Origin of the sequence: Siccirubricoccus sp. G192 (assembly GCF_019084075.1) — a bacterium.
Taxonomy (GTDB): domain Bacteria; phylum Pseudomonadota; class Alphaproteobacteria; order Acetobacterales; family Acetobacteraceae; genus G192.
Window position 1 is genome coordinate 912277 of sequence record NZ_JAHREN010000001.1, and the last position, 20428, is coordinate 932704.

The 20428-nt window shown below is 71.1% G+C and carries 22 protein-coding genes; 14 read left to right on the plus strand and 8 right to left on the minus strand.

The genetic code is table 11. From position 1 onward, the window contains the following. The first annotated feature begins 329 nt into the window (after positions 1 to 329). The 3 genes from KSF81_RS04320 (at position 330) to KSF81_RS04330 (ending at position 1897) form a co-directional block, all read left to right on the plus strand. Entirely contained in the window at positions 330 to 1028 is a 699-nt protein-coding gene (locus KSF81_RS04320) for a CBS domain-containing protein (protein ID WP_254453360.1), read from the plus strand. A gap of 70 nt (positions 1029 to 1098) precedes the next feature. Beyond that, positions 1099 to 1455 (plus strand): carboxymuconolactone decarboxylase family protein, encoded by a 357-nt coding sequence (locus tag KSF81_RS04325; RefSeq protein ID WP_217377930.1) that lies wholly within the window; start codon positions 1099 to 1101, stop codon positions 1453 to 1455. Positions 1456 to 1528: 73 nt separating this feature from the next. Beyond that, complete coding sequence (locus KSF81_RS04330) at positions 1529 to 1897, plus strand: DUF488 domain-containing protein (RefSeq protein WP_217377931.1); 369 nt, start codon at positions 1529 to 1531, stop codon at positions 1895 to 1897. 45 nt (positions 1898 to 1942) lie between these two features. Here the strand turns inward: KSF81_RS04330 and KSF81_RS04335 are convergent, their stop codons facing one another. Continuing rightward, positions 1943 to 2875 (minus strand): DMT family transporter, encoded by a 933-nt coding sequence (locus KSF81_RS04335; RefSeq protein ID WP_217377932.1) that lies wholly within the window; start codon positions 2873 to 2875, stop codon positions 1943 to 1945. A gap of 136 nt (positions 2876 to 3011) precedes the next feature. Between KSF81_RS04335 and KSF81_RS04340 the strand changes: the two genes are divergently transcribed. Further along, the gene (locus KSF81_RS04340; protein WP_305801192.1) at positions 3012 to 3671 is read left to right on the plus strand and encodes an MBL fold metallo-hydrolase; all 660 of its coding nucleotides are present in this window, start codon (positions 3012 to 3014) and stop codon (positions 3669 to 3671) included. Between the two features lie 12 nt (positions 3672 to 3683). Here KSF81_RS04340 and ggt read toward each other — a convergent pair whose 3' ends face one another. Then, a complete protein-coding gene (ggt, locus tag KSF81_RS04345; protein ID WP_217377933.1) occupies positions 3684 to 5294 on the minus strand; it encodes a gamma-glutamyltransferase in 1611 nt (536 codons plus the stop codon). A 261-nt stretch (positions 5295 to 5555) separates the two neighbouring features. On the opposite strand from ggt, the gene KSF81_RS04350 reads away from it, so the two are divergent. From KSF81_RS04350 to KSF81_RS04365, 4 genes are all read left to right on the plus strand, one after another. Further along, positions 5556 to 6032: a MarR family winged helix-turn-helix transcriptional regulator gene (locus tag KSF81_RS04350; protein WP_217377934.1), complete on the plus strand. Its 477-nt coding sequence runs from the start codon at positions 5556 to 5558 to the stop codon at positions 6030 to 6032. Continuing rightward, positions 6029 to 6469, plus strand: a complete 441-nt coding sequence (locus KSF81_RS04355; protein WP_217377935.1) for a hypothetical protein — start codon at positions 6029 to 6031, stop codon at positions 6467 to 6469. Before KSF81_RS04350 ends, KSF81_RS04355 begins: the two co-directional genes overlap by 4 nt. 366 nt (positions 6470 to 6835) lie before the next feature. Next, positions 6836 to 7801, plus strand: coding sequence for a tripartite tricarboxylate transporter substrate-binding protein (locus KSF81_RS04360; RefSeq protein ID WP_217377936.1), 966 nt, complete (start codon positions 6836 to 6838; stop codon positions 7799 to 7801). A gap of 61 nt (positions 7802 to 7862) precedes the next feature. Continuing rightward, positions 7863 to 8996 carry a zinc-dependent alcohol dehydrogenase family protein gene (locus tag KSF81_RS04365; protein ID WP_217377937.1) on the plus strand — a complete coding sequence of 378 codons (1134 nt, stop codon included), beginning with the start codon at positions 7863 to 7865 and terminating at the stop codon, positions 8994 to 8996. Positions 8997 to 9044: 48 nt separating this feature from the next. Here KSF81_RS04365 and KSF81_RS04370 read toward each other — a convergent pair whose 3' ends face one another. From KSF81_RS04370 to KSF81_RS04385, 5 genes are all read right to left on the minus strand, one after another. Beyond that, the gene (locus KSF81_RS04370) at positions 9045 to 10454 is read right to left on the minus strand and encodes a homospermidine synthase (protein ID WP_217377938.1); all 1410 of its coding nucleotides are present in this window, start codon (positions 10452 to 10454) and stop codon (positions 9045 to 9047) included. Between the two features lie 84 nt (positions 10455 to 10538). Then, the gene (locus tag KSF81_RS04375) at positions 10539 to 11780 is read right to left on the minus strand and encodes a type III PLP-dependent enzyme (RefSeq protein ID WP_217377939.1); all 1242 of its coding nucleotides are present in this window, start codon (positions 11778 to 11780) and stop codon (positions 10539 to 10541) included. Between the two features lie 411 nt (positions 11781 to 12191). Beyond that, entirely contained in the window at positions 12192 to 12617 is a 426-nt protein-coding gene (locus KSF81_RS29065; protein WP_309139471.1) for an arginase family protein, read from the minus strand. Then, positions 12599 to 13102, minus strand: a complete 504-nt coding sequence (locus KSF81_RS29070; RefSeq protein WP_254453361.1) for an arginase family protein — start codon at positions 13100 to 13102, stop codon at positions 12599 to 12601. The genes KSF81_RS29065 and KSF81_RS29070 overlap by 19 nt, the downstream gene beginning before the upstream one ends. 10 nt (positions 13103 to 13112) lie before the next feature. Beyond that, on the minus strand, positions 13113 to 13439 hold the full coding sequence (locus KSF81_RS04385) for an NIPSNAP family protein (RefSeq protein ID WP_217377940.1): 327 nt from the start codon (positions 13437 to 13439) through the stop codon (positions 13113 to 13115). Positions 13440 to 13568: 129 nt separating this feature from the next. On the opposite strand from KSF81_RS04385, the gene KSF81_RS04390 reads away from it, so the two are divergent. The 5 genes from KSF81_RS04390 (at position 13569) to KSF81_RS04410 (ending at position 17871) form a co-directional block, all read left to right on the plus strand. After that, the gene (locus KSF81_RS04390) at positions 13569 to 14537 is read left to right on the plus strand and encodes a tripartite tricarboxylate transporter substrate binding protein (protein WP_217377941.1); all 969 of its coding nucleotides are present in this window, start codon (positions 13569 to 13571) and stop codon (positions 14535 to 14537) included. A gap of 18 nt (positions 14538 to 14555) precedes the next feature. Then, complete coding sequence (locus tag KSF81_RS04395) at positions 14556 to 15473, plus strand: LysR family transcriptional regulator (protein WP_217377942.1); 918 nt, start codon at positions 14556 to 14558, stop codon at positions 15471 to 15473. Positions 15474 to 15564: 91 nt separating this feature from the next. Further along, on the plus strand, positions 15565 to 16677 hold the full coding sequence (locus KSF81_RS04400; protein WP_217377943.1) for a hypothetical protein: 1113 nt from the start codon (positions 15565 to 15567) through the stop codon (positions 16675 to 16677). Between the two features lie 16 nt (positions 16678 to 16693). Then, positions 16694 to 17263 (plus strand): UGSC family (seleno)protein, encoded by a 570-nt coding sequence (locus KSF81_RS04405; protein ID WP_217377944.1) that lies wholly within the window; start codon positions 16694 to 16696, stop codon positions 17261 to 17263. Then, positions 17260 to 17871, plus strand: a complete 612-nt coding sequence (locus tag KSF81_RS04410; RefSeq protein WP_217377945.1) for a glutathione S-transferase family protein — start codon at positions 17260 to 17262, stop codon at positions 17869 to 17871. The genes KSF81_RS04405 and KSF81_RS04410 overlap by 4 nt, the downstream gene beginning before the upstream one ends. A 4-nt stretch (positions 17872 to 17875) precedes the next feature. Here the strand turns inward: KSF81_RS04410 and KSF81_RS04415 are convergent, their stop codons facing one another. Next, positions 17876 to 19066: a CaiB/BaiF CoA-transferase family protein gene (locus KSF81_RS04415; RefSeq protein WP_217377946.1), complete on the minus strand. Its 1191-nt coding sequence runs from the start codon at positions 19064 to 19066 to the stop codon at positions 17876 to 17878. Positions 19067 to 19214: 148 nt separating this feature from the next. Here KSF81_RS04415 and KSF81_RS04420 point away from each other — a divergent pair, with 148 nt between their 5' ends. Beyond that, a complete protein-coding gene (locus KSF81_RS04420) occupies positions 19215 to 20417 on the plus strand; it encodes an MFS transporter (protein WP_217377947.1) in 1203 nt (400 codons plus the stop codon). The last annotated feature ends 11 nt before the right edge of the window (positions 20418 to 20428 follow it).

Below are 20428 nucleotides of genomic sequence, written 5' to 3' on the forward strand. Positions count from 1 at the left end.
CTGATTTATTGAGCAAAAAAATCTGCGCTCAACGGCCAATAAATCTCGTTTGCCCGTTCGTTGCGATGGGAGCAGGCTGCTCCTCCGGGTGTCCCTTCACGCGGGACGACACGGCGCGATACGCGGAGGAGCGGGAGTTGGGCCATGCCCGACCAGGCCGACTTGCTCAGCCTTCTGATGGGATCATGGGCGCGGCGCGCCGAAGCGGCGCCGGCCGCACCTGCCGGGGAGTCCGCATCCGCCCGCCATGCCGCCCGCAGCCGACCCCATCGAGGGCCGCCGCTCGCGCTACCGCGGGACGGGATGCCGGCAGCCAGGGAGAAGCAGCCATGAATGGCCTGAGGGCGCGGGAATTGATGACACCCGATGTGGTGACGATACCGCCCGATCTCCCGGTGGCGGCCATCGCGCGGCTGCTCACCCGGCACGGCATCTCGGCCGTGCCGGTCGTCGATGCCGATGGTGTGCTGCTCGGCATCGTCACCGAGGCCGATCTGATCCGCCGCCTTGCGTCCAGGCTCGACAGGCCGCCCTCCTGGCTCACCTCCCTCGTCGTGAATCCGGCGGTGGCGGCCGATTGCTATGCGCGCACGCATGGTTTCGTGGCGCAGGAGGTGATGACGACCCATGTCGTCACCGTCACGCTGGACACCCCGATCGCCGAGATCGCGGCCCTGATCGAGCAGAACGGCATCCGCCGGGTGCTGGTGATGGAGGATGGCCGTCTCCGCGGCCTCGTCAGCCGTGCAGACCTGCTCCGGGCGCTCGTCGCGCCGGCCGTCGAGGCGGCCGATGTCTCCGATGAGCGTATCCGGCGCGCCGTCGTCGCCGCGATGCGACGCGAGCCCTGGGCCTATGCCTCCCACACCGTGGTCGAAGTCAGGGACGGCGTGGTCGAGTTCCATGGCTTCTCGCCCAGCGAAGCGGTGCAGCGCGGCCTGCGCGTGCTGGCCGAGCAGGTGCCCGGGGTGAAGGGCGTGGCGGACCGGACGCAACCTCTGCCGCCCTATCTCTATGAAGCCATGTGAGGACCCGTGCGCTCCCACCTCCAGGCCACGCCTTCGCCATCCCCCACCCGATTGAACGGAGAAGCAAGACATGCCTGACGCCATGTACCCGCAGGCCACGCGCGAGATCGCGCAGCAGCGGCGCGATCTCGCGCCCGAGGTCCAGGCCGCCTTCGACGCCTTCAGCCGGAAGGTGTTCGAGGATGGCGCCCTGCCGGCGAAGATGAAGCAGATCGTCGCCGTGGCCGTCGCCCATGTCACCCAATGCCCCTATTGCATCAAGGGCCACACCAAGGCGGCGCTGCGCGCCGGTGCGACCCCCCAGGAACTGACGGAGGCGGTCTGGGTGGCCGCGGAGATGCGGGCCGGCGGGGCCTATGCCCATTCCACCCTGATGCTCGCCACCATGGCAGAGGAGCAGGCGAAGCCGCCTGCGTCGTCGGGGTGAACGAGCGGTTCCGGCCGCAGCGACGCCACGCCACGGATCCCACCAAGGAGGCGCTTACCAGGCGGCAGGATGCATGACCGAACATATCCCGGCGGGAAACGTGCGGCTGAAGCGGATCTACGAGCCGGCCGCGGAGGACGACGGCGCCCGTGTCCTGGTGGACCGGCTTTGGCCCCGGGGCGTCAGCAAGGAGCGCGCCGCGCTCAGCACCTGGTGCAAGGATGTCGCGCCCAGCGCGGAGCTGCGGCAGTGGTTCGGGCATGAGCCGTCCCGTTGGCACGAGTTCGCCGAGCGATACAGGGCGGAGCTGAAACGGAATGCCGAGCCGGTCGCGGCGCTGCGCGCCATGGCTCGGCAGGGCCCGCTGACCCTGCTGTTTGGCGCGAGGGATGAAACCCGCAACGAAGCCGTGGTCCTGAGGGATTACCTGCTGGGGCGATAAGCCAGCGGCAAGCGGACAGGTCGCCGCCGCGCCGGGCGCCCCGCGCTACCGCCCCGGCCGGTTCACCAGCCAGAGCCCGGCCGCCACCAGCAGCACCGCCAGCGCGAAGAGCCCGCCCAGCCGGTCCCCCAGCAGCGCCGCGCCGGCCAGCACGCCGAAGATCGGCGTCAGCACGCTGAAGGCTGCGAGGCGCGAGGCCGAATGCCGCGACACCAGCCAGAACCAGGCCGTGTAGCTGATGAAGGCGATGCCCACCGCCTGATAGAGGAAGGCCAGTGTCACCACGGGGGTCAGCGAGACCGCCATGGCCTCCCCGAGCAGCGGCGAGGCCAGCAGCAGCAGCGGCGCCGAGACGACGAGCTGGTATTGCAGGGTCAGCACCGGCGGGGCGCCGCGCAGCCGCGAAGCCTTCACCAGCACCGTCGTCGCGGCCCAGAGCGCCCCGCCCAGCAGGCAGAGCGCGTCGCCGAGCAGCGCGCCCTCGCCCGCCGGCTGCCGCAGCCCCTCGGCGAAGGCGAGGATCAGCCCGCCGAAGGCGACCGCCAGGCCGCTGGCCTTGGCCGGGGTCAACCGGTCATCCGGCAGCAGGTAATGCGCGCCGAGCGCCACGAAGAAGGGTGCGCCATAGAGGAACACCACGGCGCGCGAGGCGGTGGTCAGGCCGATGCCGATATAGAGCACCAGGAATTCCAGCCCGAAGAGCAGCCCCACCAGGATGCCCGGTGCCAGCGTGCCGTCCCGCCGCCAATCGCCGAAGCCGATGCCCTGCCAGCGGCACCAGCCCAGCAGCAGCACCATGCTGACCACGGAGCGCAGCCCCGCCTGCAGCACCGGCGGGATGCCGGCGATGGCGAGCTTCACCGCCACCATGTTGAACCCCCAGGCAGCGCAGAGCAGCAGCATGGTGCCGACCGCCAGGGGCGGCAGGGCATCGCCGCCGGCAAGGCCGGCGGTTCGGGCGCGGAGGTGACTGGCCATGCCGGCAGGGTGCGGAAGATGCGGCATCCGGTCCAGGGCCCCCCCTGGATGCCCATGCCCGGCCGTGGGACACTCCCGGGCCTCGGCCATCGGCCCGCATCCCTGCCGGGGCGGGCTTGCAGGAACGGAAGCAGCAATGGGCCTGAAGGCAGCCATCATCCCCGTCACGCCCTTCGAGCAGAATTGCGCGCTGCTCTGGGAGGAGTCGACCGGGAAGGGCGTGGTGGTCGATCCGGGCGGCGATGTGGAGCGTATCCTGGCCGCCATCGCGGAGCTGAAGATCGAGGTCGAGCGCATCCTGCTGACGCATGGCCATATGGACCATGCCGGCGGCGCCGCGGCGCTGCGCGAGGCCCTCGGCCAGGGCCGCGAGGTGCCGCCGCCGATCATCGGCCCCGATGCCCGCGACCAATTCCTGCTGGAGGGGCTGGCGCAGCAGGGCGCCAAATACGGCCTGACCGATGCGCGCAACGTCACGCCCGACCAGTGGCTGGCGGAGGGCGACAGCATCGAGATCGCTGGCCATGCCTTCGCGGTGCTGCATTGCCCCGGGCATACGCCGGGCCATGTGGTCTTCGTGAGCACGGAACTGCGCATCGCGCTGGTGGGGGACGTGCTGTTCCGCGGCTCCATCGGCCGCACGGATTTCCCCTATGGCGATCCTGCGGCGCTGCTGGCGGCGATCCATGGCAAGCTGCTGCCGCTCGGCGACGACATCGCCTTCCTCTGCGGGCATGGGCCGGGCTCCACCCTCGGGCATGAGCGCCGGCGGAACCCGTTCCTGCTGCAGGGGTAGCGGCAGGGCCGGCTAATAGGCCCCCGCCCAGCCATCCCTTCGCGGGTCGCTGCCGGCCATGCGGATGCCGTTCTCCAGCAGGCGGATCGCCGCCACGCTGCACGGCCCCTCCAGCGCCGGCACCACCGCCACCCGATGGCCCAACGCCTCCAGCCCCGGCGCGGCCTCGGCGAGCCCGGCTTCGAGGGTCAGCAGATCGGTGCCGCCATGCGGGTAATTGGCGGCCTGGCCGGGCTGGCTGCTGGTCCAGCGCGGCGCCTCCACCGCCTGCTGCGGATCGAGGCCGAAGACCGCCATGGCCACCAGGATTTGCAGGTTCACCTGCACCTGGTTGTCCGCCCCCGGCGTGCCGAAGGCGGCCCAGAGCCGGCCATCGCGGAAGACCAGCGGCGCGTTCATGGTGTGCCGCACCCGCCGGCCGGGCGTGAGGCGGTTCGCATGGCCCTCCTCCAGGTGCCAATAGGCCATGCGGTTGTTCATCAGGATGCCGGTATCGCCCGCCGTCACGCCGCTGCCGAAGCCGGAATTCAGCGACTGGATGGCGGAGACCGCATTGCCCGCCGCATCCACCACGCAGAAATAGGTGGTGTCCGACTCCGGCATGGGCCGCACCGGCAGATGCGCGGCGCGCCCCGGGTCGATGGCGGCGGCGAGTTCCGCCGCATGCGCCTCCGACAGCAGCAGGTCGAGCGGGATGGCGCCGCCGCGCGGGTCCCGCCCGTGCCGCTCGCGGTCCAGGAAGGCGCGCTTCTTGGCCTCGACCAGCAGGTGGATCAGCGCCGGCGTCTCGCGGCCGAGCCCGGCAAGGTCGAAGCGGTCCAGGATGCGCAGCATCTGGAGGAAGGTGAAGCCGGTGGAATTGGGCGGCGTCTGCCGCACCTCGAAGCCCTGCCAGGGGATCGACAGGGGCGATTGCCGCTCCGCCTCGCAGCCGGCCAGGTCCGCCGCCGCCAGCAGCCCGCCCGCCGCAGCGATGCCGGCGGCCAGGCGCCGGGCCAGGCCGCCGCGGTAGAAGCCCTCGGCCCCGTCGCGGGCGATCTCCTCCAGGGTGGCGGCCAGTTCCGGCTGGACCAGCAGGCTGCCGAGTTCGGGCGGCGCGCCCTCCGGCCCGAGGAAGCGGGCGCGGCTCGCCGCATCGGGCAGCAGCCGGGTGCGCTGCTCGCCGGCGAAATGCCGGTAGGCATGGGTCACCGCGACGCCGTCCCGCGCCGCCTCGATGGCCGGGGCGCAGAGCCGGGCCCAGGGCAGGCTGCCGAAGCCGGCATGCAGTGATGCCAGCCCGGCCAGCAGGCCCGGCGTCGAGATGCTGAGCGGCCCCTGCACCGGGATGCCCTCGCGGTAGCGTTCCGGCGTGGCGGCGAGGGGGGCGGCGCCGGTGGCATTGACCGTCACCGCCAGGCCGGTGGCGGCGCCGTGCAGATGGTAGAAGCCATCGCCGCCGAGGCCGGACATGTGCGGCTCCGCCACGCCCAGCGCCAGGCTGGTGGCAATGGTGGCATCCACCGCATTGCCGCCTTCCCGCAGCACGTCCAGCCCGGCCTGGGTGGCGACCGGATGGTTGCTGGCGACCGCGCCGCGCCGCCCCATGATGAGCGGCCGGTGGCTGCGTAGTGCCGGGTGCATTGGCCGGTCCCTCCCTGTCCTTGCCAGCAGGTCAGCATGGGCCGGCGGCCCAGGGAAGGGCCAGGGAATGGCCGCCGGTTTCTCGGCGTCGGATCGGGCGCCGAGCCGGCCTTCCCGGAACTCCTCGATCGTCTTGAGGGCATAGCGTCCACTGTCACACAGGCAACGCGAAGCACGAACGGGCCGGGAACGCTGGACGCCTGACCCTCGACAGGCTCATATATTGACAGCATAGAGTCATTATGACAACATACAGTCATAATGATTATCACCTCCGACGCTTTCGCCCATCCCGCCAGCCGCCTCGCCCTCGAGGTGTTCCGTCTCAACGGCGCCCTCATCGCCGCCGGCGACGCTCTCGTCGCGCCTCTCGGCCTGACGAGCGCTCGCTGGCAGGTCATGGGTGCCGTGGCCGAGGCCTGCGGCGAGCTGTCGGTCGCCGGCATCGCCCGCAACATGGGCCTCGTGCGCCAGTCGGTGCAGCGGATCGCCGACGAGCTCGCCGCCGAGGGGATCCTCCGCTTCGCCCCCAACCCGCACCACCGCCGTGCCAAGCTCGTCCAGTTCACCGAGCGCGGCGAGGCGCTGTTCGCCGAGGCGTGCCGGCGCTGGCTCACCCTTGCGGACGCGCTGGCGGCGGCACTGGGCACCGACGACGCCGCGCGCACCGCCGAGGTCCTGCGCGCCGCCCGCGAGCACCTGAACCAGGCCCAGACCCGAAAGGAGGAGGCGGCATGATCCGCACCCTGCACCCCATCGCGGGCGTCGTCGGCATGACGACGATCGCGAGTTTCTGGCTCTCCACCGTCGCCGCGGAGACCTTCGGCGGCCCCGCCGCGATCCTCGCGGTGAAGACCGCGATCCTGTGGGGGCTGCTCGTCCTCGTGCCCGCGCTGGCGATCACCGGCGCGACGGGCTTCCGCATGGGCGCGCGCTCCACCCACCCGCGCATCGTGGCCAAGCGCCGCCGGATGCCCTTCATCGCGCTCAACGGCCTGCTCGTGCTGGTGCCCTGCGCGGTCTTCCTCCAGGCCCGCGCCGCGGCGGGCGACTTCGGGGGCGCCTTCGTCCTCGTGCAGGGGATCGAGCTGCTGGCGGGCGCCGTGAACCTCACGCTGATGGGCCTGAGCCTGCGCGACGGCTTCGCCCTGACCCGGCGCTTCGCCAGGGCCTGAACGCCGAAGGCGCAGGCCGTACCCCGCGCTCGCGGCAAGCACCCCGGTCGCCAGCCGCTCGACCGGGACAGGGCGGAGGCGGCGCTGAAGCCCGTGGCCGCCGGCCTGTCGCCGACCGCGGCCGCCAAGCAGATCGGCCTCGGGCGCCCGATGGACTACCGCGAGCCGCGTCGCATCGGAGCGGAGGGGCCGCCTGCCCCACGACGCGCGGGACACCGGCGAAATGCCGGCCAGGGTTGCCGGGCAGGCAGGGCCTCGCTTGACGCGACCCACGCCGGAGCGGATCGTTCGCCATCGGGACCAGCCCGCGATGCGGCGCGGCCGCCAGGCCGCGCGATGCGAAGACGAGGCAAAGGGAGAGATGCCATGCCGAACCGCCGTGCCGTCCTGGCCCTCGCGGCCGCCCCCTTCGCCGCATCCGTCGCCCGCGCCCAGGGAGGCTGGCCCGACCGGCCGGTCCGCCTGATCGTCGGCTTCCCCGCCGGCGGGCCGACCGACTTCGCCGCGCGCGTCCTCCAGGATCCGTTGCAGCAGCTCTGGGGCCAGCCCATCGTCATCGAGAACCGGCCCGGCGCCAGCCAGAACATCGCGGCCGAGGCGGTCGCCAAGGCGGCGCCGGATGGCTACACGCTGCTGCTCTGCACCAGCAACATCACGACCAACCCGGCGGTCTTCGCCCGCCTGCCCTATGACGTGGAGCGCGACTTCACGCCGATCGTCATCGTCTATTCCTCGCCGACCGTGCTGTTCACCGGCCGCAACCAGCCCTTCCGCAACGTGAAGGATGTGGTGGAGGCCGCGAAGCGGAACCCCGGCATGGCCGCCGCAACCTCCGGCATCGCCACCTCCGGCCACTTCGCCACCGAGATGTTCATGCGCGCGGCGGGGGTCGAGCTGACGCATGTGCCCTATCGCGGGGCCTCGCCGGCGCTGCAGGACGTGGTCGGCGGCCGCGTGCCCATCACCTTCAGCACGCTTTCGGGCGCGATCGGGCTGGCGCGGGAGGGCCTGCTGCGCCCGCTGGCCATCGCGGCGCCGCGGACGGCGAAGGCCCTGCCGGGCGTGCCGACCATGGCGGAGGCGGGCTTCCCGATCCGCGACACGTCACCCTGGTACAGCTTCATCGGCCCGGCCGGGCTGCCCACGGCGATGGTCGAGCGCATCGCGAAGGACGTGCAGGACCTGCTGCACCGCCCGGACCTCGTGAACCGCATCGAGGAGCAGGGCGGCGTGATCGAGGGCGAGGGGCCCGCCGAGTTCCGCGCCCGCATCCCGCGCGAGATCGCCGTGAACATCGAGGTGGCGCGCGCCGCCAATATCCGGATCGATTAGGGCGTCCGATGACCGGAGCGCGATGGCCTGAATCACCCTGCCGGAACAAGGGGCGACGCCCATGCGCATGAAGGCCGCGATCATGTTCGAGCAGGGGCGCCCGCGCCCCTATGCCGGCTCCCTGCCGCTGGTCGTGGAGGAGGTGGAACTGGACCCGCCCGGCCCTGGCGAGGTGCTGCTGGAGATCGCCGCCGCCGGCCTCTGTCATTCCGACCTCTCGGCCATCGAGGGCATCCGGCCGCGGCCGCTGCCCATCGTCATCGGCCATGAGGGCGCCGGCATCGTGCGCGAACTGGGCGAGGGCGTGGACGACCTCAGGCCGGGCGACCATGTGGTGACCGTGTTTGTCACCTCCTGCGGGCATTGCCGCTACTGCGTGCGCGGCCGGCCGAATATCTGCCCGAGCGGCTTCGCGGCGCGCAATGCCGGCACCCTGATGTCGGGCGCCAAGCGCATCAGCCGGCTGAATGGCGAGCGCATCAACCATGGCAGCGGCTTGTCGCTGTTTGCGCAATACGCGGTGGTGTCGCGGCGGGCGATGGTGCGGATCGACCCGGAGGTGCCGCTGGAGGATGCCGCGATCTTCGGCTGCGCGGTGATGACCGGCGCCGGCGCGGTGCTGAACACCGCGGGGATGCAAACCGGCGACAGCATCGCCGTGGTGGGGCTGGGCGGCGTCGGCATGAATGCCCTGTTTGCCGCCGTGGCCGGCGGGGCGGAGCGGATCGTGGCGGTGGATGCCAATCCGGAGAAGCTCGGCCTCGCGCGGCAATGGGGCGCCACCGATACCTTCCTGGCGACGGATGCGGATTGCGCCGCAGAGGTGCGGGAGGCCACCGGCGGCGGGCTCGATACCGTCATCGAGACGGCGGGGAACATCAGGGCGATGGAACTCGCCTATGCCATCACCGCGCGGGGCGGCAGCGTGGTGAGCGCCGGGCTGCCGGCGGCGGGCGCGGAATTCTCCTACCAGCACGCCCAGCTCGTATCCGACGAGAAGAGCATCCTCGGCAGCTACATGGGAAGCTGCGTGCCGGAACGCGACATCCCGCGCTTCCTCGGCCTCTACAAGCGCGGCAAGCTGCCGGTGGAGCGGCTGAAGAGCGGCTTCATCGCGCTGGAGGGCATCAATGCCGGCTTCGACCGGCTGGCCGAGGGCAGCGTCCTGCGCCAGGTGCTGCGGCCGAACGGGTAGGCAGTGGAGGACGGTGCGGGGCCGCGTGTGGCGCGGCCCCGCCCGGTTTCAGGTGACGCGGAAGTTGCGGAACTGCCAGGGATCCTCGGTATCGAGCGCCTCCGGGAAGGGGAAGCCGCGGTCCTGCAGCGGCGTCCAGTCCGAATAGGCGCCCGCCATCTCGCCGAGATAGGGCCGCATGATCTCCATGCAGCGCGCATGGTCGATCTGGTCGGGCTCCAGGATGCCGGCCGCCGGGTTCTCCATCGCCCAGACCATCCCGGCCAGCACCGCCGCCGTCACCTGGAGGCTGGTGGCGTTGTTGTGCGGCGCCAGGCGGCGGGCCTCCTCGATGGTGAGGCGGGAGCCGTACCAATAGGCGCCCCTGGCATGACCCATCAGCAGCACGCCAAGCTCGTCCCGGCCGGCGGTGATCTCCTGCATCATCAGGCGCTGGCTCGGCTGCATCTGCCAGTTCCTGCCGGCGATCTCGTGCAGCGACAGCACCGCGTCGTCGCAGGGGTGGTAGGCGTAATGCACCGTCGGGCGGTAGCGCAGCGCCTCGCCCTCCCGCACCGTGTAGTAGTCGGCGATGGAGATCGATTCGCTGTGCGTCACCAGGAAGCCGTGCATCGGCCCCTGCAACGGCGTCCAGCTCCGCACCCGGGTGCCGGCGCCGGGGCGCAGCAGGTAGATCGCCGCGCCGCTGCCGAATTCATGGCGGTGGCCGTCCGGCGGCAGCGTCTTCTCATGCGTGCCCCAGCCGAGCTCGGAGGGCTGGCAGCCCTCGCCCACGAAGCCGTCGATCGACCAGGTATTGACGAATTCGCCCACCTGCTTCGGCCGGTCCGCCACCTGGGTGTCGCGCTCGGCGATATGGATCACCTTCACGCCGAGCCGCTGCGCCAGCGCCGCCCAGCCGGCGCGGTCCGCCGGCACGGCGCCCGCCGCGCCCGTGTCTCGGGCGATGTTGAGCAGTGCCTCCTTCACCAGATGCGAGACCAGGCCGGGATTGGCGCCATGCGTCAGCACCGCGGTCGGGCCGCGGCCGGGATTCTCCCGGGCCACCGCCAGCGCGCTCTCGCGCAGCGCGTAGTTGGAGCGCTGCGAGGGCGTCAGCGAGGGGTCGGTATAGCCGCCGGCCCAGGGCTCGATGCAGGTATCGAGATAGAGCGCGCCGAGGTCGCGGCAGAGCCGGATCAACGCGACGGAGGACACGTCCACCGAGAGGTTCAGCAGGAAATCGCCGCGGCCGAGCAGCGGCGTCAGCAGATCGGCGAGGTTGTCCCGGGTCACCGGCTGCTCGATGAAGCGGATGCCATATTCCGCGGCCACATCGCGGCCGCGCGAATCGGCCGTCAGGATGGTGATGCGCTCCCGCGGCATGTCGATATGGCGCAGGATCAGGGGCAGCACGCCCTGGCCGATGCTGCCGCAGCCAAGCATCATCAGGCGGCCGGAAAAACCGACATGCTTCATCAGGTCACTCTCCAGGCAAAGAGCCGGGCCAGCCCCGCCGGAGGGGCGCCTCCGGCGGGTATCCGGCCTGGTCAGGGCAGGGGTTCAGGCGGCCTGCGCGAGGTCCGCCGGCGCCGCGGCCTCCAGCATCGGCCTATCGCGGACCTCGACCAGGCGGGCCCGGTCGAAGCCGTTGAAACCGGTGCGCAGGCAGGCGCCATAGGCACCGAGTTGGCCGATCTCGATCCAGTCGCCTTCCCGCACATCCTCCGGCAGCAGGAAGGGGCCCTTCATGCGGTCGGCGCTGTCGCAGGTCGGGCCAAACAGCTCGAAGCCGCGCAGCGTGCCGGAGGGCGCCGGCCCCTCCGGCCGGATAAGCCGCACCGGGAAGCTGAAGCCCGGCGCGCCCGCATCGGAGAGGGCACCATAGACGCCGTCGTTCACGTAGAGCGCCCCGTCGCGGCGCAGTTGCACCTGCACCACCACGGAGCCGCCGCCGGCCACCAGCGCCCGGCCGGGCTCCGCCCAAAGGCGGGTGCCCTCCGGCAGGCCCAGCGCCTCGAATCCCGCCTCGATCTCGGCGAAGAAGGCGCCGAGCGCCGGCGGCTCGACCTCCGGATAGGCCACCGGGAAGCCGCCGCCGACATCGACGATCTCCACCGCCACGCCGGCGGCCCGGATCACCTCGCCAACCAGCGCCAGCGCCCGCCGCCAGGCGAGCGGATCCAGGCATTGCGAGCCGACATGGAAGCTGAGGCCGAGCCGCGCCGCATGCGGCCGGGCCGCGCGCAGCAGGGCGGCCGCATCCTCCGGCGCCGCGCCGAATTTGCCGGAGAGGTCATAGACCGCCTCGCCCTTCGGCAGCGCCAGGCGCACCACCAGGCCGAGCCCCTCCGCCGCGCCGGCGCCGGTCTCGGCCAGGATCTTCGCCAGCTCATCGGCGCTGTCGAGGACGAAATCCTGCACGCCATGGCGCTGCCACGCCTCGCGGATGGCGCCGCGGGACTTCACGGGGTGCATGAAGTGGATCGCCGCCTCCGGGAAGAGGCTGCGGACCAGCGCCACCTCGGCAGCCGAGGCGCAGTCGAAATGGCGCACGCCACCGGCCCAGACCGCGCGCAGCACGGCGGGTTCCGGGTTGCACTTCACGGCATAGAGCACGTCGCCCGGGAAACCCGTGACGAAATCGCGCGCCGCTGCGGCGATGGCGGCCGGGCGCAGGCAATGCATCGGCTCCTCCGGCCGCTCCACGGCGACCAGGTCATCGACCACGGGCAGGGCCCGCAGATCGGCATCGAAGCGGCGGCGGAGTGGCGAGACGGCGGTACGGGAACGAAGCTGGGTCACGGGCGAATCCTCGCGGCTGGGCGAGTGCGCGCAAGGCAGCGCGCGGCATCGAATGGGTGGTTGGGGCCGGGCCTTGGGCGCCGGAAACCCCTCAGAGGATGCGGTGCGGGATTCGCATCGCGGCGAACCGGTTGAGCAACATAGGCAATCCCTCACGGCCCCGGCCCCAGGGGATGACCCTGTGGCCGGCATGGACGAAAAGGACGCGTCCCGTCGTTGCTGTGCCCCCCCCGATGACAGTCCCGGGCGGGCTCGCGGCACGTGCGATGGCGTCAGCAACCCCCATATGGGGATGCGACAGGTGAAATAGGGATTGTCGGTGCCGAATTCCAGTGAAATTTTCAGAGGTCGGTGCCAGTCCCCGGCATGGTAACGGCCATCCCCGGGTGCGGCGGGAAAATGGCCGGTTTCCTACCCGCCGGCCTCGGCCGTTTCGGAACCGAGAAGCGCCAGGTACTCCCAGGCCATGGTCGCGGCGGCGAGCGCAGTGATCTCCGCCACGTCATGCGCCGGCGCCACTTCCACCACGTCCATGCCGGTGAAATGGATGCCGCCAAGCCGCCGCAGCAGCCCCTGCGCCTGCCAGGTGGCGAGGCCGCCCACCTCCGGCGTGCCGGTGCCGGGGGCGAAGGCGGGGTCCAGCGCGTCGATATCGAAGGAGAGGTAGGCCGGGCCCTCACCCAGCACCCGCCGCACCTCGGCGGCCAGGGCGGCGGGGGTGCTCTCATGCGCCTGCTGCGCGGTGACGATGGTGATGCCCTTTGCCACCGTCCAGTCCCAGGTCCCGCGGTCCACCGGCGAGCGGATGCCGAGCTGGATCATCCGCCCGGGCTCCACCAGCCCCTCCTCGATGGCGTGGAAGAAGACCGAGCCATGGGCATAGCGCTGGCCGAATTGATCGGCCAGGTATCGAGATGCGCATCCAGGTGCAGCAGGCCGAGCGGGCGGCCGAGCCGCTTCGCCAGCGCCCGCAGCAGCGGCAGGGTAATGCCGTGCTCGCCACCCAGCGCCACCAGATGCGCGTGCTCCGCCGCCTGCTGCTCGATCAGCGCCAGGCTGGCCGGGATATCGCCCAGCGCGATGGCGAAATCCCCCGTATCGGCCAGCGGCATGGTGGCGGGCTCCACCCAATGCGCGGGATGCGCGCCATCCACCAGCATGCGGCTGGCGCGGCGGATCGCCGCCGGCCCGTCGCGCGTGCCGGCCCGGTTGGTGGTGCCGATATCGAGCGGGATGCCGGCCACCGTGAAATCGGCACCGCGATCCTGCCTGATGGCGCCAAGGAAGCCGGGCGGCGTGGCGAAGGTCGGGATGCCGGCCATGGCGCCTGGCTCAGCGCACCGAGGAGAAGGCGGTGGGCTGCAGGATCTGGTTGTTCACCGAGGCGACGATGGCGCCGTCCTTCTCGGTCTCGGCGCGCTTGGCGATCCATTCGGGGTCGGCCTGGAAGGCGTTCCATTTCCGCTCGCGATCGGCCAGGGAGTCCCATTCCAGCAGGTAATAGAGGGCCTGGTTGGACTCGCCGATCGCCACTGTCCAGAACCCGGCCTGGCGGATGCCGTGGCGCTCCCAGATTTGCAGGGTGATGGTCTCGAAGCGCTTCAGCAGCGCCGGCAGTCGGCCGGAGACGCAGTGGTAGATGCGGAGTTCATGGATCATCCCGGATTCTCCCCCCTGGGTGCCGCGATGCTATCCTGCCGCCGCATCGCCTGACAGCCCCCGCGGGATGCTGCGGGGCCTGCCTGGTGCAGGCTAGACTTCGGCCGCGATTCCTGCCGGAGAACCCCGATGCCGCTTCCCCGCCGCCTGATGCTTGGCGCCTTCGGCGCCGCTCTGCCCGGCGCGCTGCATGCCCAGCCCCTGGCCGACCGGCCGGTGACCCTGGTGGTGCCCTTCCCGCCGGGCGGCTCGGTGGATGGCGTGGCCCGCATCCTGGCGCAGGAATTGGGCGAGCAGACCGGCGGCACCTTCCTGGTGGAGAACCGGGCGGGCGGCGCCGGCGGCGCCGTGGGCGCGGCGAGCGTGCTGCGGGCGCGGCCGGATGGCACGACCCTGCTGCTGAACGCCTCGATCCATGTCGTGGTGCCGTTGATAAACCGCAATGTCGGGTTCGATGTGGTGCAGGATTTCACCCATGTCTCGCTGGTGGCGGACGGGCCGCTGCTGATCACCACGCATCCCGCGGTGCCGGCGAATACGCTGCGCGAATTCTTCGACCTGGTGCGCGCCGAGCCCACCCGCTTCAACCTGGCGACCACCGGCTATGGCTCGGCCGGGCATCTCTGCATCGAGTTGCTGAAGCTGCGGGCGGGGGTGACGAATGAGGTGGTGGCCTATCGCGGCGGCGGGCCGGCGCTGGCGGATCTCGCCGCGGGCAATATCCATCTGCTGGCCGACCCGATGCTGTCCTCCCTGCCGCTGGTGCGCGGCGGCCGCGCCAAGGCGCTGGCGGTGACGACGCGTGCCCGCTCCTCCCTGGCGCCGGAGGTCCCGACGGTGGCGGAAAGTGGCATGGAGCCGCTGGAGATGGTCTCCTGGTACGGGCTCTGGGGACCGAAGGGCATGGAGCCGGCCATCGTGGCCGAGCTTTCGCGGCGCGTCGGCGTGGTCACCGCCTCCGCGCAGTTCCGGCAGCGGCTGGAGACGCTGGGCTTCGTGCCGCGCGGCAGCAGCCCGGAGGGGCTGCGCCAATTCGTCGAGCAGGAGATCGCGCAATACCGGCCGATCGTGCAGGCGGCCGGGATCCGGGTGGAGTAGCCGGGACGGGTCCCGGCCATGCCGCCCGCGAGCATCCCCGATCTCAGCGCGCGGCAGCTCATCGCCGTGCTGGAAGTGGCCGGGCAGGGCAGCTTCGTCGCCGCGGCGGCGGTGCTGAAGCTGTCCCAGCCGGCGCTCACGCGCAGCATCCAGCGGGTGGAGGATGTGCTGGGCGTGGCTTTGTTCGAGCGGACGACGCGCCGGGTGCGGCTGACCGCGGCGGGGCGCGAATTCGTGGCGGTGGCCGAGCGCGTGCTGAACGACCTGCGCATCACCGCCCGGAGCATGCGTGACCTGGCGGAGGAGCAGCGCGGCCAGGTCATCCTCTCCTGCATCATGTCCGTGGCGAATGGATTGCTGCCCGCTCTGGTCGCCGCCTGGCGCGCCGCTCGCCCGGGCGTGGAACTGCATCTGCGGGAGGGCGTGCATGGCGCGGTGCTGGAGGATGTCCGCAGCGGCGCCGCCGATCTCGGCATCACCTATCTGGGCGATCTGCCGGAGGGGATCGCCGCCATCCCGCTCGGCAAGGAGGTGTTCCGGCTCGTCCTGCCGCGCGGCCACCGCCTGGCGGCACAGGCGGAGATCGCGCTGGCCGATCTGGAAGGGGAGGCGCTGGTCTCCTTCCCGCCGGAGGCGCGGACCCGGCGCATCGTGGACGGCGCCGCCGCCGCGGCCGGGCTCACCCTGCGGCCCGCGGTCACTGTCACGCAATTCGCCACCATGATGGGTTTCGTCCGGGCCGGGGTGGGGATGGCCCTGGTACCGGCCGGCGCGATCGCCGGTTTCAGCGCGGAGGGGGTCGAGGTGCGGCCGCTGGTCCGCCCGGTCCTGGTCCGCGATCTCGGCATCGTCACCCTGGCGGAACGCGCCCTGGCGCCGGCGGCGGCGGGGTTCCTGGCCATGCTTCGGCAGGCCTGGCCGGAAGGGCGGGACTGATGCAGGATATGGAATAATCTTCGGCAATGGCTTTTGCTTGGCATGGAAGCCCGCCCGGCCGATCCTGCCGACCGAGAGGCTGGAGGAACGCATGTCCATTACCGAGGCCATCAGCCGGGGCGCGATCCCCGTCGGGGACGAGACCGATCTCGTCGAAGCCTATTTCGAGCGCGGCTGGACCGATGGCCTGCCCGTGGTGCCGCCGACGCCGGAGAAGATCCAGGCCGTGGTGGAGGCGCTGGGCGGCGAGCCGGGCTTCGTCGAATGCAAGGTGGCGCCGCGCTGGGGCCTGCTGACGCGGGAGGTGATGGCCATCAACATGGTCATGGCCGGCTGCAAGCCCGCCTATGCGCCGGTGGTGCGCGCGGCGATGCTGGCGCTGACCGACCAGGCCTTCAACCTGAACGGCGTGCAGGCCACCACGCATATGGCGGCGCCGCTGGTCATCGTGAACGGTCCCATCGCGCGGGAGATCGGCATGAATGGCGGGCCGAACGCCTTCGGCCCCGGCAACCGCGCCAATGCCACCATCGGCCGCGCCATCCGGCTGATCCTGCTGAATGTCGGCGGCGCCTTCCCGCCCGATCTCGACAAATGCACGCTCGGCAATCCGGCGAAATACACCTATGCGGTGTGCGAGAACGAGGCGCAGAGCCCCTTCGCGCCCTATCATGTCGAGCATGGCTACCGCGCGGAGGACAGCACCGTCCTCGCGATCGCCGCCGAGGCGCCGCACAGCGTCACCGACCACCAGTGCAACGACCCGGAAGGCATCCTGGACACCATGTGCTCGGCGATGAGCACCATCGCCTCGAACAGCGCCGTGCTGTCGGGCCATTGCATGGTGGTGCTCGGGCTGGAGCATGCGCGGACCATCGCGCAGCATGGCTGGACCCGCAGCGATATCCGCCACTACCTCTGGATGCATAGCGGTAACCGCTTCGACGCGATCAGCCGCGGCCACCGCTATGGCCAAGTCTACAACCGCAACCTGCCGAAATGGTACAAGCGGAACCCGGACAGCCGCATCCCGATCGTGCCGAGCCCGGACAATATCCACCTGTTTGTCATAGGCGGCGATGCCGGGCGCTTCTCCGCCTTCATCCCGGGCTGGGGGCACATGAACACGCCGGTGCTGCGGCCGGTCGATGCCGGGGTCGAGGCCCAGGGGCCGGAATGCGCCGGCGGCGTCTGCGCCATCTGAACGGGAGGACAAGCCCATGCTCATGAAAGTGGACAGCAGCCGCGGATTCCTCTTCGACCCGCGCGGCACGGTGGAAAGCGCGGATACCCCGATCGCGCCGCGGGTGGCCGCGCTGGAGGGGTTGCGGCTCGGCATCCTCGACAACAGCAAGTGGAACGCCAACAAGCTGCTGCGGGGCAGCGCCGCGGCGCTGGAGCGCGGCACCCGCTTCGGCGCGGTGAACTACTACGTGAAGCACAGCTTCTCCAAGGATGCCGCGCCGGAGCTGATCGCGCGGATCGCGGCGGAGAACGAAATCGTGCTGACCGCCATCGGCGACTGCGGCTCCTGCTGTTCCTGCTGCGTCCGGGATTCGATCGCGCTGGAGCGGCTCGGCATCCCCGCCGCCTGCATCATCACCACGGAATTCGAGCGGGAGACGCAACTGACCCGCACCGCGCTCGGCATGACCGGGCTGGTGCCGGTGGTGATCGCGCATCCCGTGAGCTCCATCACCATGGAGGAGGTGGCGCAGCGCGTGGCGCAGATCGAGGTGCAGGCGCGGGCGGTATGGCTGGGGTGCGTTCCAGGGGAGGAAAACGCGTGAAATTCTACAACTCGGTCGGTCCCAACCCGCGGGTCGTGCGGATGTTCATGGCGGAGCGCGGCATCGAGGTGCCCCGGGCCGAGGTGGATCTGCGTGGCGGCGAGAACCGGCAGCCGGCCTATATGGCGAAGAACCCGATGGGGCAGATGCCCTGCCTGGAGATGGATGACGGCACGGTGCTCTCCGAGATCACCGCCATCTGCGAATACCTGGACGAGACCACGCCCGGCCCCTCCTTGATCGGCGGCACGCCGCAGGAGCGGGCCGAGACGCGCATGTGGACCCGCCGCATCGACCTCAACATCGCCGAGCCCATGACCAGCGGCTTCCGCTTTGCCGAGGGGCTGAAGCTGTTCCAGAACCGCATCCGCTGCATCCCGCAGGCGGCCGGGGACCTGAAGGCCACCGCGCAGGAACGGCTCGCCTGGCTGGACGGGCAGATCGCGGGCCGCAGCTACATCTGCGGCGAGCGGCTGACCCTGGCGGATATCCTGCTCTTCGCCTTCCTCGATTTCGCCAAAGGGGTCGGACAGCCGCTCAACCCCGGATTGCGGAACATCACCGCGCATCACGCGCGGATGCAAGCGCGGCCCAGCGCCGCGGCCTGACGCGCTAAATTACGCGCTGGGCGCGCAGCGCGGCGATGTCGCCGGCGGCATAGCCCAGCTCGGCCAGCACCGCCTCGGTATCCGCGCCCATCTGCGGCGGCGGGCTGTCCACCTGCGGCCCGCCATGCGCCATGCGGAAGGCGGCGACCGGCACGCCGAAGGCGCCCTCGACACCAGGCGCGCCTTCGGGGAAGCGGTGCAGCAATTCGCGGCTGGCGATATGCGGGTCGTCCAGCGCCTCCGCCATGGTCCGCACCCGCGCGGCGGGGATGTGGCGGGATTGCAGAAAGGCTTCCCATTCCTCCGCGGTGCGGGTCAGCATGATCTCGGCCAGCACCGCTTCCTCGCGGTCCCGGTCGGCGATGCGGGATTCGTTGTCGGGCTTGGCCATCTCCGGCCGGCCGAGCGCCGTCCAGAGGCGCCGCTGCTGCCTGAGGTTGCTCGCCCCCAGCATCACCAGCCCGTCCCGCGTCTGGTAGGCGCTGTTGGTGGCGTGCAGGTGCTTGTTGCCGGCGGGCTTGGAGCCCTTACCGGTGCGCAGCCAAGCCGCGACATGCGAAGCCTGCATCATCATCGCCACATCCAGCATGGCGAGGTCGATGCGCTGGCCGCGCCCGGTGCGCTCGCGCTGGAACAGCGCGCTGGCAAGCGCGAAGGCGCCCATGGTGCCGGTGGCATAGTCGATGGCGGGCGCGCCGAATTTGATCGGGTTCACCTCGGGCGTGCCGGTCGCGGCCATGATGCCGGAGGTGGCCTGGATGACATGGTCATAGGCGGTCTGGCTGCCGCGCGGTCCACCATGGCCGAAGGCGGAGATCGAGCAGTAGATCAGCCGCGGATTGAGCGCCGAGACCGCCTCATAGCCGAGGCCCAGAGCCTCGAAGGCGCCGGGGCGGTAGTTCTCCACCAGCACGTCGGCGCCGGCCAGCAGGCGGCGCAGCACCGCCTTCCCGGCCTCCTGCTTCAGGTCGAGCGTGATGGAGCGCTTGTTGGAAGCCTGGGTCAGGAAATAGGTGCCCATATTGCCGCGGTTGAGCGCCAGGTCCGGGCCGCTGTCGCGGCTCTGGTCGGGGTCGTCCGGGTGCTCCACCTTGATGACATCGGCGCCGAGCAGGCCGAGCTGATAGGCCGCGAAGGGGCCGGCGAGCACATGCGTCACGTCGATGACGCGGATGCCTTCGAAGGGACGGGCCATCTGCCTCTCCTTGATGTTTCCTGGGTGTCTCCTGGCGCGATTATGCCGAAAGCCGCGGCCCCGCGCCATTGCCGGGGCGCGGCGCCGGCGGCACGATGCGGCGGCAGGCCGGCGGATGCCCGGGCCGGGGAAGGAAGCAGCCGCAGTGATGAAGCCCGGCCTGGACCGGAACAGCCTTTTTGCAGTGCCGGATTTCCGGCGCCTGTGGTGCATCGGCCTGGTGGTCTTCGTGGTGCGCTGGCTGGAGATGCTGGCGGTGAGCCTCTTCGTCTACAACGCCACGGGCTCGGCCTTCCTGGTGGCCATGATGACCATGCTGCGGCTGCTGCCCATGGGGTTGTTCGGCGCCTTCCTCGGCGTCTGGGCGGAGCGGCTGGAACAGCGCACGGCGCTGCTCATCGTCGTGCTGGTGAGCCTCGCCACCTCCCTGGTGCTGGCGCTGCTGGCGCAGGCGGGGGCGCTGGCGGTGTGGCACCTGGCGGTGGCCAGCTTCATCAACGGGCTCAGCTGGGCGGCGGACAACCCGGTGCGGCGGCTGACCATTGGCCAGGTGGTGGGCAGCGGGCGCATGGGCAGGGCGATGTCGATCGATGTCGGCACCAACAATGCCAGCCGGATGCTGGGGCCGACCCTGGGTGGCGTGATCTTCGCCGGGGTCGGCATCGCCGGCGCCTTCTGGGTCAGCGTGGTCCTCTATGCCGTGGCGCTGGTGGCGGCCTTCCGCCTCGGCTGGCGCCGCGGCCCGCGCACCGCGCCGACGGACGGCGTGCTGGCGCGCATCGCTGAGGGCTTCGCCGTGGTGCGGCGGGAGCCGCGGCTGCGGGGCACGCTCATCGTCACCATCATCTTCAACGTCTTCGGCTGGCCCTTCACCAGCCTGGTGCCGGTGATCGGGCAGAGCGGCCTCGATCTCGGGCCGGAGGCGATCGGGCTGCTCGCCAGCATGGATGGGGTCGGCGCCTTCTGCGGCGCGCTGCTGATCGCCTGGCTGGTGCCGCCCACGGCCTATGGGCGCTGCTATGTCGGCGGCATCACGCTGTACCTGGCGATGCTGACGCTCTTTGCCTTGGCGCCGCAGCCGCTGCTGGCGGGGGCGGCGCTGCTGCTGGTGGGGCTGGGCGGGGCGGGGTTCAGCATCATGCAGGCGACGCTGGTCTATCTGGCGGCGCCGCCGGAGCTGCGCGGCCGCGTGCTCGGCATCCTGTCGGTCTGCATCGGCATCGGCCCGCTGGGCTTCCTGCATCTGGGGCTGCTGGCGGATGCGGTCGGCGCGCAATGGGCCTGCGTGGTGAGCGGCACCGAGGGGCTGCTGGCGCTGGCGCTGACGCGCCGGTCGTGGCGCGCGATCTGACATCACCGAGG

Bases quoted from the DNA above. Each gene is read 5' to 3' on its own strand.
- KSF81_RS04355 (WP_217377935.1), top strand. From the start codon at position 6,029: ATGATCCGCACCCTGCACCCCATCGCGGGCGTCGTCGGCATGACGACG.
- KSF81_RS04400 (WP_217377943.1), top strand. From the start codon at position 15,565: ATGTCCATTACCGAGGCCATCAGCCGGGGCGCGATCCCCGTCGGGGAC.
- KSF81_RS04365 (WP_217377937.1), top strand. From the start codon at position 7,863: ATGCGCATGAAGGCCGCGATCATGTTCGAGCAGGGGCGCCCGCGCCCC.
- KSF81_RS04370 (WP_217377938.1), bottom strand. From the start codon at position 10,454: ATGAAGCATGTCGGTTTTTCCGGCCGCCTGATGATGCTTGGCTGCGGC.
- KSF81_RS04390 (WP_217377941.1), top strand. From the start codon at position 13,569: ATGCCGCTTCCCCGCCGCCTGATGCTTGGCGCCTTCGGCGCCGCTCTG.
- KSF81_RS04330 (WP_217377931.1), top strand. From the start codon at position 1,529: ATGACCGAACATATCCCGGCGGGAAACGTGCGGCTGAAGCGGATCTAC.
- KSF81_RS04405 (WP_217377944.1), top strand. From the start codon at position 16,694: ATGCTCATGAAAGTGGACAGCAGCCGCGGATTCCTCTTCGACCCGCGC.
- ggt (WP_217377933.1), bottom strand. From the start codon at position 5,294: ATGCACCCGGCACTACGCAGCCACCGGCCGCTCATCATGGGGCGGCGC.
- KSF81_RS04385 (WP_217377940.1), bottom strand. From the start codon at position 13,439: ATGATCCATGAACTCCGCATCTACCACTGCGTCTCCGGCCGACTGCCG.
- KSF81_RS04420 (WP_217377947.1), top strand. From the start codon at position 19,215: ATGAAGCCCGGCCTGGACCGGAACAGCCTTTTTGCAGTGCCGGATTTC.
- KSF81_RS04395 (WP_217377942.1), top strand. From the start codon at position 14,556: ATGCCGCCCGCGAGCATCCCCGATCTCAGCGCGCGGCAGCTCATCGCC.
- KSF81_RS04350 (WP_217377934.1), top strand. From the start codon at position 5,556: ATGATTATCACCTCCGACGCTTTCGCCCATCCCGCCAGCCGCCTCGCC.
- KSF81_RS04360 (WP_217377936.1), top strand. From the start codon at position 6,836: ATGCCGAACCGCCGTGCCGTCCTGGCCCTCGCGGCCGCCCCCTTCGCC.
- KSF81_RS04320 (WP_254453360.1), top strand. From the start codon at position 330: ATGAATGGCCTGAGGGCGCGGGAATTGATGACACCCGATGTGGTGACG.
- KSF81_RS04325 (WP_217377930.1), top strand. From the start codon at position 1,099: ATGCCTGACGCCATGTACCCGCAGGCCACGCGCGAGATCGCGCAGCAG.
- KSF81_RS04335 (WP_217377932.1), bottom strand. From the start codon at position 2,875: ATGGCCAGTCACCTCCGCGCCCGAACCGCCGGCCTTGCCGGCGGCGAT.
- KSF81_RS29070 (WP_254453361.1), bottom strand. From the start codon at position 13,102: ATGGCCGGCATCCCGACCTTCGCCACGCCGCCCGGCTTCCTTGGCGCC.
- KSF81_RS04340 (WP_305801192.1), top strand. From the start codon at position 3,012: ATGGGCCTGAAGGCAGCCATCATCCCCGTCACGCCCTTCGAGCAGAAT.
- KSF81_RS04415 (WP_217377946.1), bottom strand. From the start codon at position 19,066: ATGGCCCGTCCCTTCGAAGGCATCCGCGTCATCGACGTGACGCATGTG.